Source organism: Leuconostoc mesenteroides subsp. mesenteroides ATCC 8293, assembly GCF_000014445.1.
Classification (GTDB): domain Bacteria; phylum Bacillota; class Bacilli; order Lactobacillales; family Lactobacillaceae; genus Leuconostoc; species Leuconostoc mesenteroides.
Window position 1 is genome coordinate 1,183,488 of record NC_008531.1, and the last position, 12,435, is coordinate 1,195,922.

11 protein-coding genes are annotated in these 12,435 nt (G+C 39.5%); all 11 read right to left on the reverse strand.

What is annotated here, in order from left to right; genetic code table 11:
- Nucleotides 1-40 precede the first annotated feature (40 nt).
- Complete coding sequence (locus tag LEUM_RS05795) at nucleotides 41-778, reverse strand: RsmE family RNA methyltransferase (RefSeq protein WP_011679918.1); 738 nt, start codon at nucleotides 776-778, stop codon at nucleotides 41-43.
- Complete coding sequence (gene prmA / locus LEUM_RS05800) at nucleotides 778-1,668, reverse strand: 50S ribosomal protein L11 methyltransferase (protein WP_011679919.1); 891 nt, start codon at nucleotides 1,666-1,668, stop codon at nucleotides 778-780. The genes LEUM_RS05795 and prmA overlap by 1 nt, the downstream gene beginning before the upstream one ends.
- A complete protein-coding gene (locus LEUM_RS05805) occupies nucleotides 1,655-2,725 on the reverse strand; it encodes a zinc-binding alcohol dehydrogenase family protein (protein WP_011679920.1) in 1,071 nt (356 codons plus the stop codon). The genes prmA and LEUM_RS05805 overlap by 14 nt, the downstream gene beginning before the upstream one ends.
- On the reverse strand, nucleotides 2,722-3,513 hold the full coding sequence (locus LEUM_RS05810; RefSeq protein ID WP_010289154.1) for a hypothetical protein: 792 nt from the start codon (nucleotides 3,511-3,513) through the stop codon (nucleotides 2,722-2,724). The genes LEUM_RS05805 and LEUM_RS05810 overlap by 4 nt, the downstream gene beginning before the upstream one ends.
- Complete coding sequence (gene lepA, locus LEUM_RS05815) at nucleotides 3,497-5,350, reverse strand: translation elongation factor 4 (protein WP_025268153.1); 1,854 nt, start codon at nucleotides 5,348-5,350, stop codon at nucleotides 3,497-3,499. The genes LEUM_RS05810 and lepA overlap by 17 nt, the downstream gene beginning before the upstream one ends.
- A 128-nt stretch (nucleotides 5,351-5,478) precedes the next feature.
- Entirely contained in the window at nucleotides 5,479-6,531 is a 1,053-nt protein-coding gene (locus LEUM_RS05820; RefSeq protein WP_011679922.1) for a Gfo/Idh/MocA family oxidoreductase, read from the reverse strand.
- A 43-nt stretch (nucleotides 6,532-6,574) separates the two neighbouring features.
- Nucleotides 6,575-8,632 carry a glycine--tRNA ligase subunit beta gene (glyS, locus tag LEUM_RS05825; protein ID WP_011679923.1) on the reverse strand — a complete coding sequence of 686 codons (2,058 nt, stop codon included), beginning with the start codon at nucleotides 8,630-8,632 and terminating at the stop codon, nucleotides 6,575-6,577.
- 37 nt (nucleotides 8,633-8,669) lie between these two features.
- Nucleotides 8,670-9,611 (reverse strand): glycine--tRNA ligase subunit alpha, encoded by a 942-nt coding sequence (glyQ, locus tag LEUM_RS05830; RefSeq protein ID WP_011679924.1) that lies wholly within the window; start codon nucleotides 9,609-9,611, stop codon nucleotides 8,670-8,672.
- A gap of 277 nt (nucleotides 9,612-9,888) precedes the next feature.
- Nucleotides 9,889-11,001 carry a DUF805 domain-containing protein gene (locus tag LEUM_RS05835; protein WP_011679925.1) on the reverse strand — a complete coding sequence of 371 codons (1,113 nt, stop codon included), beginning with the start codon at nucleotides 10,999-11,001 and terminating at the stop codon, nucleotides 9,889-9,891.
- A gap of 82 nt (nucleotides 11,002-11,083) precedes the next feature.
- Nucleotides 11,084-11,629 carry a ribosome recycling factor gene (frr, locus tag LEUM_RS05840; protein ID WP_002814677.1) on the reverse strand — a complete coding sequence of 182 codons (546 nt, stop codon included), beginning with the start codon at nucleotides 11,627-11,629 and terminating at the stop codon, nucleotides 11,084-11,086.
- Complete coding sequence (gene pyrH, locus LEUM_RS05845; protein ID WP_011679926.1) at nucleotides 11,629-12,354, reverse strand: UMP kinase; 726 nt, start codon at nucleotides 12,352-12,354, stop codon at nucleotides 11,629-11,631. Before pyrH ends, frr begins: the two co-directional genes overlap by 1 nt.
- Between the last annotated feature and the right edge of the window lie 81 nt (nucleotides 12,355-12,435).

Consider the following 12,435-nt stretch of genomic DNA (forward strand, 5'->3'; position numbering starts at 1 on the left):
CACCTATAGTTATCTCATTTATTTATTATATTATAACGAATTAATTTAGTTCACGCAACACGCTAATCGCTGACATTGCATAGAGTGGCGCTGTTTCAGCTCTCAATATTCGAGGACCCAATCCAGCTAATTCAAAATTCTGCAATCGTAATTCCTCAATCTCATTTTCTGTTAGACCACCTTCAGGACCAAATACACAGATTAGTTTTTCTCCAGATGGAACAGCCGAAACAGCCGCTATTAGTGCAGCACTTTCTCCATCACGAGCTGATTCTTCCCAAGCAACAAGTCCAGTATTTTTAGGCATTTGGATAGTATTTTGCCACGTGGTAAAAATAATTTCTGGAACAACCAAGCGATGTGCTTGCTCTGCTGCAGCTTGCGCTATTTTATTAAATCTTTTGACTTTCTTTTCTTGTTGCTTTCGCCAATCGGCAACTGTTCGTTTCATTGAGGTGAAAACGATTGTTTTGACACCAAGCTCTGTTGCTTTTTGGATAAACCAGTCAGAACGATCATTCTTTAGGGGAGACACGACGAGTGTTACATCAATTGGTAACTCAACATTTGAATAATATCGATCGATCACTTTGATATTCATAACCTCGTAATCAATTAAAGTAACTTCTCCAAGGCAGATTTCCAAATTATTACTAACAAATTCAGCTTTTGACCCCACTCGAGCTCTCAAAACTTTGCCAAAATGCTTAAAAATATCATTGTCAGCTGTCAAGCGAATCGTATCATTAATTGGTTCGTTTAGAAAATAGCGTTGCATTATTTAGAATCCTTTTTTGCAATGAATGCATGCCAGTCACTCATTGTTGTGTGTTGAAAAATTTTATATCCCGCTTGTTGTAGCTGTTGTTCAATCGACACTGAAATAGCATCATAGATTCCAGAAACCAAGAAATAGCCACCTGGCTTCAGGCGTGACCACGTCTGTGGAATAAGGCGTTCAATAACGTCAGCTAGAATATTAGCAACAATCAAGTCTACAGGCTTATCGATAGCAATTGACTCCAGTAAATCACTAGTTACCACTGTAACATCATTGGCCACTGGGTTTAACGCTAAATTTTCTTTAGCAACATTCACAGCCATCTCGTCAATATCTGTTGCTAAAATACCTGCTACACCGAGTTGTTTTGCAGCGACGGATAGTACTCCTGAACCCGTACCCACGTCTATCATGCTTTCTCCGCCACGAACGACAGTTTCTAGCGCTTGGATCATTAATCGTGTTGTTTCATGAACTCCTGTTCCAAAAGCTAACTTAGGATCCATAATAATTGGATATTCATCTTTTTGAGCTGCTACAAAGTTTTCCCATGAAGGTACAACAGTAATGTGTCTTGTTATGCGGGTGGCATGATAATATTGTTTCCAGTTGTTTTCCCAATCTGATTGTGCCACGTCATTTAATGTAATAGTTGCAGGTGATGCATCAACCCCAAGCGTCACTAAGTTATCCAACTGTTCTTTTATCCGACTAACAGTGTTAGGTAAAGATGCATCGTCTTCAAAATAAGCTGTCACTGTTACTGGTGAAATATCATCAACAATCTGCACACCCTCAGCGCCGGTTGACATCAATATATCAGCAATTGGTTCAATGCCATCATTGTTCGTCGCAACGGTGAGTGCTTGCCATTTATTGTTCGTCATACTTCACCACTACTTTTCCAATCATGCGACCAGCTTCAACTTCTTTCGTAGCAGCACGAATATTTTCTACAGACAGCCCGTGATAAGTCTTCGACAGTGTCGTCTTGATTTTATTCTCATCAAGTAAACGCGCTACCTGATTAAGTGCATTCCCTTGAGACTGCATATTAACGCCATAGTTCCCCTTCGCAAACATGAACACCCAGCTAAACTGTGCGCCAATGTTCTTCAAAGGCCCCATATCAATTGGCTCCGTCGTTTCAACAATTGATGCAATTCGTCCAAATGGCTTAATAACGGCTGTTGCAAGTGGCCAATAATAATCCGTATTTTGTAAAATCGCAATATTATCAACTTTATCGTGCTGAATCTTTCTCATCTGCTCGTTCAAATCTTGATGGTAGTCTAAGATATAATCAGCGCCAAGTGACTTAACCCAAGTAACAGACTCGGTGCGAGATGCTGTAGTGATAACTGTCATCCCGATATACTTTGCTAATTGAATTAATACAGATCCAACACCACCAGCACCATTCACAATCAAAATTGTGTGCCCCAAGGCACTGTTTTCCTCAAGATCATAACACAACGCTTCATGTAAGATTTCGTAGGCTGTAATTGATGTTAACGGCATAGCCGCAATTTCTTCATCACTCAATGAAGTAGGGGCATGGCCGACCAGTGCTTCATGAACAACTTGAAGGTCAGCGTTAGAACCGGGTTTCAATTGCGCTCCAGCATAGTAAACTTTATCACCAACGCTGAAATGTTGAACATTTTGACCAACTTCTACAACCACGCCGACTGCGTCAAAACCCAAAATACGAAAAACGCCATCATGAGTATAATTGGCTCTCATTTTTGTATCCACCGGATTGACAGAGCTGGCCAAAACTTTAACTAGTAATTCATCTTTATCCGGTTGTGGTCGGGGAATAACTTTTTCCACAAAAGCATCCGGTTGATCAATTAATAGAGGCCGTTCAAATCCAATGGCACGCATTTTATGACTTTGACCAAATGGCCAAATGTTTTTTATTTTGTCTAATAAATTCATTCTGATAACCCACTATTTAAAATATTATTCAGCGTTTGTTTCGATACTTGATAAATTGGTTTAAAGTTTTCATGAGTATACAACATTGTTATTGTCATATTTCTCGTCGCTGAGGTTGGCATGTCATCCTTCAAAACACTTTGCCAGTTTTCAGCGATCATAGCATACTCAACTAAGCGCAACTGTTCAGCAGATAATTTGCTTGCCTCACTAGATTTCTTTTGTAATTGTTTTTCAACATATCTTTGAACTTTTTTCTGACCAGCAGGCAAATCAATAGGTGTTACTTGATATTGAACCTTTGCGTTATGGTATCGATCATACCTTATTTTTGTGATTTTATAGTTACGATCACGTTGTAAGGTCTTTATATATCGTTGCGATAAATCGCTTATGACTTGTTTCTTTTGATACTTATGGCCATCAAAAGTAACTGAATCTGCCACTTTAGCGCTGCTCTTCCACGCTTTGCCAACACTAGTAGCAATTTCTGTTTGCCACGCTGTATTGGTTAAATGTACAACCTGTTTGGTGCGTTTGTCATCAGAATGGCCTGTCAAGCCAAATTGTAACGCGATCGCTGCATCTTTTTGAAGAGTTTTCACACGGGTCTCTTGCGAGATGCCATCAAAATTAAAAACAACTCTGGCAACTGTCAGACTAACCACTAACAGCATAACCAGTACTGAACAAACTGTTAGGATTTTAACTTTACGATTTGTTGGTTTTGACTGCTCGGATAAATTGCGTGCTAATCTAGAACGCTTTGTGTTAGTTTCCTCGGGCATATTGGGCATCGTCCTCCGTTTTAAGCACAGCCATGAAAGCTTCTTGCGGTACCTCGACTGAACCAACAGACTTCATACGTGCCTTACCCCTTTTCTGCTTGTCGAGCAACTTCGCACGACGATCAGGATCACCCGTATGAATTTTAGCCGTGACATCCTTACGATAAGCTTTAATGTTTGTACGAGCTAATATTTTAGCGCCAATAGCTGCTTGCACTGGAATTTCAAAGTTTTGACGTGGAATGATCTCTTTTAGTTTAGAAGTAATAATCCGTCCTCGTTCTACAGCAAAGTCACGATGAACAATGAAACTCAGGGCATCGACCTTCTCACTATTTAACAGAATATCTATTTTGACCAAGTCGGATTGTCTGTAGGATGATAACTCATAATCAAGTGAAGCGTAACCACGTGTGCTCGATTTTAGTTTATCAAAGAAATTGAAAATAATTTCGGACAAAGGCATGTAATACTTGACATTGACACGCGTGTCATCCAAATATTCCATTGTGTCAAATTCACCACGTTTGCGTTGCGCAAGTTCCATAACAGCACCAACGTAATCATTAGGCACCATAATTTGGGCATGCACATAGGGCTCTTCAATGTATTTCACTTTGGGCGTGTCTGGCATTTCGGATGGGTTTTCAATCTCAATAGTTTCTTCATCATTAGTTACCACTCGATAAGTAACAGACGGAGCAGTTGTCACCAAGTCCAAATCAAACTCGCGCTCTAGTCGCTCTTGAATGACATCCATGTGTAGCAAACCCAAAAAGCCAACTCGATACCCAAATCCTAGTGCTTGTGAAGTTTCTGGTTCAAATGTTAACGCAGCGTCATTGAGCTGTAGTTTTTCCAAAGCTTCCCGTAAATCCGTGTACTTAGCGTTGTCTGAAGGATATAGACCAGAATAAACCATAGGTGTCATCGGTTGATATCCGGATAATGGTTCACTGGCTGGATTATTCACTAGGGTAATTGTATCACCAGAATGTGTCGTATGAATGTCCTTAATAGCTGCTGTTAAGTAACCAACATCCCCCGCCATCAAGTAATCACGTTTCTGAGCATTTGGAGACATCACACCAACTTCCGTGACCTCATATTCCGCACCAGTGTTCATCATACGAACCTTGTCACCAGGCTTTACAATGCCTTCTCGTACACGCATGTTAACAACCACACCACGATAAGCATCGTAGGCTGAATCAAAAATCAAAGCACGTAGTGGTGCATCGATATCACCTTGCGGTGCAGGTAAATCGGTAACAATTTTTTCCAGCAGTTCTGGAATACCAATGCCTTGTTTAGCTGACGCTAACACTGCCTCTGAAGCATCAATGCCAATAACATCCTCAATTTCCGTACGAACCTTTTCGGCATCCGCCGCCGGTAAATCAATTTTGTTAATTACAGGTAGAATTTCCAAGTCATTATCTAGGGCCAAATAAACGTTAGCTAACGTTTGTGCTTCAACGCCTTGAGAAGCATCAACAACAAGTATAGCCCCTTCAGCAGCTGCCAATGCCCGCGAAACCTCATAAGAGAAATCAACGTGTCCTGGTGTGTCAATCAGATGGAAAATGTAGGTTTCACCGTCTTTAGCGTCGTAATGAACTTCGACCGCATTTAGTTTAATCGTAATTCCACGTTCACGTTCTAAATCCATCGTATCCAGTAATTGATTCTGCATGTCACGTTCAGCAACAGTATGTGTCTGTTCCAAGATACGATCAGCTATGGTTGATTTTCCATGGTCAATGTGTGCAACAATTGAAAAATTACGTATGTGTTTTTGTCGTTCTTTAAGTTCATTCAAATTTAATTCTGTCATAATTGGCATTTTTTTCTTTCAGTTTTCTATCTATTTAATTTTACCATAAAGCCTCACGTTACTTTTCGAAAATGACACCGCTATTTTAGCAAAATAAAAAAGCTAGGCTATTGCCAAGCTTTTAACTTTCATGAAAATTTAACGACGTGCGGTCCTTTTTCTTTCAACCCTGCAGACAGTATCTTCATTACAGTAATCATGTTTTCATCGGAAACAAGTTTTGGCATACCTTTGACCAGTGTGTTATAAACAGAATCATAGACTCTGCCATAATCACCCTGAATACTAGGTATGTATTTATCAATGCGATCACCACTCTGATTGTAGTATACCAAGTGTCCATAGTTTTGTGGTGTGTCAACGCCAAAACGCGCGTCTCCAGGCATAACACCAGTTTTAAGGTCATTTTCCTGCTCATCAACCTCATACTTAATAAATGTACCTTGTGTTCCACGCAGTTGCCATTTTGGATATTGGATTGTTGCTAATTCTGTGGTTTGAATTGTTGCTTTAAAAGCTTGTGGATAAAAAAGGTTAACCTCAATTTGGTCGTCTACAGGACTATTCAGTAAGCGAGTAGAACGTATATCGTAGGCTGCTGAATTTGGTGCACCAAAGAGACTCACAATTTGATCTACCAAGTGAACACCATGCCCGAATAGCGATCCGTCGATTTCATTACCATTCGATTGTCCGTCATTAGGTCGATAATGGTCCATATGAACCTCAAGATCAACTAAACGACCGAGGTACCCATTTTGAATAACCCGTTGAACTGTCAAAAAGTCACTATCAAATCGCCTACTTTGAAATGACATCAAAAATAACTTTTTATCATAAGCAATATTGACCAAATCACGAGCCTCGATATCACTAGCAGCCATTGGCTTGTCAACCATAACATTTTTTCCAGCCAACAGTAGTTGTTTTGTCACCTGATAATGGCTGGCTGAAGGCGTTACAACAACCACTAGATCGATGGTTTCATCTTCAATAATGTCATCAATATCTGTTGAAAATACAGTACCAGTAACTTCTAACTCAGATTGCTCTGTTGGCCTTTTCCCAAGTGTAGGTGTTACTACACGGCTCACGTGAAACTTATCTTGCCGTAACTTTAAATAAGGTAAATGATAACGATTTGTGCTTTTTCCAAAACCAACGTAAGCAATATTCAACATAATGACCTCCTACTTTCTAGTGACGACCTATTATTTAATAATTTTACTTAATGACAATTTGTTCTAAATCACCCAATTCACTAATTAAGCGATGAATTACATTCAGTTGTGCATAGCGATTGTTTTTAACAGCTGCATTCTCGGTGTTAACCATTGTAGCTTCAAAATAAGTTGAAATAGGAGATTGTAACCCAGCCAATGTTGTATATACCTCGTCAGCACCTTCTTTTACTAAGTGGCTTAAGTTCAGTGCATACGTTGCCTGATACAATTCTTTTTCAGCATCATTTTCAAATAGAGATGGATCCACGCTATCATTGGTTAACTGCTTCACTGCTAAGCGATCGACACGTGTCAGTGATTCAATCACATCACGGAAATCATTATCTTTACTATGAGCAGCGAGTACATTAATACGATCTATGAGGTAAACAACGTCAGTATTTCCTGAGCGACTAACTCCTGCAGATACCAAATCTTGGCGAACACCATCATCCAATGTTAACTTACGCACGCGATCTAAGATAAACTCCAGTACAGCTGTGATATCAGCCGCAGCAACTTCTCCCTGTGATTGGGCAAACTGAGTTAATACCGGTTTCAAAGCAATATGCCAGTTTTTTTCCTGTAACGTTCTTACGATACCTGTTGCTGCGCGACGTAGTCCATAAGGATCATTTGAACCGCTTGGTGTTAAGTCAGCTGCAAAGAAAGTTACAATAGCGTCTAGCTTATCGGCAACTGCTAGTACAGCACCAATATCTGACTCAGCAATTTTTCCTGTTGCTGAAGTCGGCATATAGTGCTCTTTAATTGCTGCAGCCACAGCGGGATTCTCACCAAATAATTTAGCATAGTGTTCACCCATAATACCTTGCAATTCGTCAAACTCACCAACCATACCGGTCATTAAGTCGAATTTATAGATTTCTGCTGCACGGCTCACGTTAGACAATTGTTGTTCATCAAAATTCAGTGATTGCGCTAGTGCCTGAGCCAAAACGCCAGTTCGTTGCATATGTTCATAAACAGTACCAATTTTTTCATGGAAAACCAATTTTTTGACCTTTTCCATGTAGTCAGCAATTGTTTTAGTTTGGTCTTCTTTGTAAAAGAATTCTGCATCCTCAAGACGAGCAACCAAAACTTTTTCATTACCAGCAATAACATTATCCAAATGCTCTTTGTTCCCATTACGTACTGATAAGAAATGTGGCAACAATTTCCCGTCATGATTAGTAACAAAGAAGAAACGTTGGTGTTCGCGCATTGATGTGATTAATACTTCATCAGGAATTTCCAAATATTTTTTATCAAAAGTACCAGCAAATGCCGTTGGCCATTCGACAATATTATTAACTTCTTCCAGCAAATTCTGTGCTGCATCAGTGTCTAATTCTAATGACCAATTGTTTTGTTTAGCAATTGCCGTCAGTTGAGAACGGATTGCATTTTTTCGTACCTCAGCGTTAACTACAACACTTGCTGATTCGAGTTTACTTACATAATCGTCAGCAGAAGAAATTTCAACATGTTCATTTGACAAAAAGCGGTGTCCTCTTGTAACACGACCAGTTTGAACATCTAATACATGAAAATCAACGACTTCCTTATCAAACAAGGCGACAAGCCAGCGAATTGGTCGCACGTACAAGAAAGCATTATTCGCCCACTTCATGTACGTTGAGAACTTCATCTCTGAAACCACCTCGGCACCAATTTTGACCAAGATATCCTTGGCAGGAACACCTTCAGTATGCTTTGTTAACCACACATAGCCGTCTCTTGTTTCAAAGTCATCTGGTGTTGCACCTTGACCGCGTGCAAATCCCATTGCTGCCTTAGTCCACTCACCATTGGCATCTTTTGCTCTTTCAATTGACGGACCACGCTTTTCTTCACTCAAACTTTCTGATTTTTCCGCTACATCGGTTAATTCAACCGCCAACCGACGTGGAGTTGAATAAGGATTAATGGCACCAACAGTCAAGCGATGCTCAGCTAAAAAGTTTCTTGTTCTTTCAATTAATTGATTTTCTGAGCTTGTGACCAGATGTGCTGGCACTTCTTCAAGACCAATTTCTAATAAAAATGTTGACATGAGTTATTCTCCAATATTGATTTTATCTCTGTTACTATCAGGCATTTTCTTTGGTGTATTTACCGTTTTTACCAAGATACTTATCCCGTAATGTCTGATCTTTTAGCAAAGGAAAACCAAGCTTAGCTCGTTCTTCAATAAATACTTTCGATACTTTGCGAGCCATTGTACGAATACGATGTAAATAACCAGCTCGTTCTGTGACCGAAACCGTACCACGTGCATCTAATAGATTAAATGTATGTGATGATTTCAAAATATAGTCATAAGCCGGATGTACCAAGCCCAAATCTAACAAACGAGTTGCTTCTGCTTCAAATTCTTCAAAGTGGCGCAACAACATATCTTGGTTAGATTCTTCAAAAGCGTATTTCGAATGCTCGAATTCTGGTTCTTTGAAAATATCACCGTATAACACACCATTACCCCATTCAAGATCATAAACCGTTGGTACATTTTGAATGTATGATGCTAATCGTTCTAGACCATAAGTCACTTCTGCTGTCACAGAATCTACTTCAATCCCACCAACTTGCTGGAAATAAGTAAACTGTGTCACTTCCATACCATCCAGCCAAACTTCCCAACCAATTCCTGCAGCACCCATGGAAGGGTTTTCCCAGTTATCTTCAACGAAACGTATATCATGTTCTAATGCTTTAATACCCAAAGCTTCTAAAGAACCTAGGTAAAGCTCTTGAATGTTTTCAGGGGAAGGCTTCATCACTACTTGAAACTGATGATGTTGAAACAAACGGTTTGGATTATCGCCATAGCGGCCATCAGCTGGACGACGAGAAGGTTGAACATAAGCAGCGTTCCAAGGCTCAGGGCCATTAGCACGTAAAAATGTATATGGCGACTGTGTTCCGGCCCCAACTTCATTGTCATATGCTTGCATTAAGTTTGCGCCTTGTTTAGCCCAATATTGTTGTAGGGTCAAGATAATATCTTGTAATGATAGTTTTTCGTTTGTCATAATCGTTCTTCCTTAAAAATTTACCGACAATTTAGCACAGATTGTATCGATATTTTGTTATATTTACCAGCATCAAAAAACCGCGTGTAAGTTCATCCAATGCCAAAATAATTGACATCAGGACGCTTACGCGCGGTTCCACCTGACTTCCGAGTTATAAAACCCGACACTCGACTGTTTGTCCGTTCCACCAACGCCACTTGGCTTCATCACGTACAAAACTCAATAATGATATTATGCACTCTCTACGACAAATCGTCAAGTAAAAATTTCTACATTAAGTTGCTCGAAAACTTTCTGACAATGTTTTAACAATTAAATTAAGCAATGATCTTGATGGCGCAATTAAGTACACAACTCGGATATGACCATCTGGCATATGCCACTCTAAATAAGTCATAGCCTTAATACTGTCAGAGGTAGTATCTTGGTAGGTACCATCAATTCGAGAGGCTTGTACATTGTCGACTTGATCTAATGAAACATCACTTTGTCCCGTAATTTTTTTAAAACTAAAACTAGCAAAATCAACACCAAATCCCTGACCTTGAGTGCTGGTTAAAATCATTACGTTTTGTTGTGACTGCAACCACTGCAAAGAAGCTGTATCTTGTTCCCAAGTCCCATGGACCTTAAAGAAACCAAATGTTGCATCTCCTATTGTATCTTCTGTTAATCCTCTGTATGCTGTCGTCTCAGAATCGTCTGGAAGTTCAGTAACTTCTTTTTCAGGTATCGAAGATGCTGAGCTGGCTTCTGGTGTGTTATCATCTGTCTCTTGGGTTGACGAGCTCATAGAACCATTTTTAGTAGAATAACTTGATGACGCGGACTTACCTCGATTTTCATTAACCTGCCGCTGTTCCTGAATATACTTTTGCGCAGCAGCTCTAAATTCATGTGTGATATGCTTTAAAGCAGCAATCTGAAAACAAGCAGTTAAAATCATTACAGCGCTAATTAAAGCTGCATAAAATGATTTTTGCTTTTTACTTAAAGTCGGTGTCCAATAAGCTGAACGCCTTGAAACCAAGTAAATGAGCCAACCGAAATATATTAAAAATGCAATTGGCGCCAAAATAACTAAACGAAAACTGGCTAAAATGCCAAAACTCACTCCTAAAAGTGACGGGCTCATCAGTACAAACATAATTGTCTGTACTGGAAATCCGGTATCTCGTAATCGCCTAATAAATAAGGATAAGTTTGGAATAGTTATTAAGATACTGAATGTTCCAGATAACTTGGTTGCTAACGACCAAGAATTTAAAAAAATAATTGATACAAATAAAATAGATGCAAAAATAAATGTATTCACGATATGAACCCACCAAAAATCCAATCGATACGCACCACTATGAAAATCAAATGCTTCCCGCCAATATCTCAAATATCTCCTCAGCACATCCCTCTCCTAAATAAAAAGACTTGGATTTATCCAAGTCAAGCATGATCGCAATATCTTACGAAAATCAAATTGTTAACAATTCTTTTTCTTTTTCAGCTGCTATTTCATCAATTGCTTTAATGTTTTCATCAGTCAACTTTTGTGTCTGATCTTCGGCCTTGCGGGCATCATCTTCAGGCATGTCTTTGTCTTTTTTAATATCATCCATAATATCACGACGAACATTACGAACTGAAACTTTAGCTTTTTCAGCTTCAGCCTTCACTTCTTTAGCAAGTTCTTTACGACGTTCTTCTGTCATTTGTGGAATCGCCAAGCGCACAATATTTCCGTCAGAAGCAGGATTCAAACCAAGATCGGACACGTTAATTGCATGTACAATTGCTTCCAAGGCACTTTTATCAAACGGCGTAATTAGCAATATTCGTGCTTCCGGTACTGAAATTGAAGCCACTTGGTTCAATGGTGTCATTGCCCCATAATATTCAACTTCGACGCGATTCAAAATATTGGGATTCGCACGACCTGTACGGATGTTGGCTAATTCACGTTGAAGTGCCTCTTGTGCCCCCTTCATACGCTCTTTAGCATTAGTTAAATCAAAAGTCATTATTTTTCTCCTGTTACTGTTGTTCCGATGGCTTCACCAAGCACAACTCGTTTCAAGTTACCTGGTGTGTTAAGGTTAAACACCACCAATGGCATATTATTATCCATAGATAGTGAGCTTGCTGTCGAATCCATTACTTTCAAACCTTTTTGCAAAATGTCAAGGTGAGTTAATTCCGTAAACTTCACCGCATTAGCATTTTTATTTGGATCTGAGTCATAAATACCATCAACGCCATTTTTACCCATTAAGATGGCATCAGCATTAATTTCGTTTGCACGCAAGGCTGCCGTCGTATCTGTAGAGAAATACGGAGAACCTGTACCTGCTGCAAAAATGACAATTCGTCCCTTTTCTAGATGACGAATCGCACGACCACGTATGTAAGGTTCAGCAATCTGCTGCATTGTAATAGCAGTTTGCACACGTGTTTGGACACCAGCGCGTTCCAATGAATCTTGCAAAACTAGAGCATTCATTGTTGTACCAAGCATGCCAGTATAATCAGCACGAGACCGTTCCATACCAATTTTTGATGCTGGCTCTCCACGCCACAAGTTTCCACCGCCAACAACAATGGCAATTTGAGTACCTAGGTCATGGACATCTTTTAGCTCTTCAGCAATTGCAGAAACAGTCTCAAGATCGATGCCTTGACCTTTGTCCCCTGCCAATGCTTCACCAGAGAGCTTCATCAAAACGCGTTTGTACTTAATATCAGTCATGTTTAACCTCTTTTATTTGCTTATACAAGTATATCAAAAATTCCGAAAAATTTCCGAAAAAAAAGTGCGCTATTTATAATA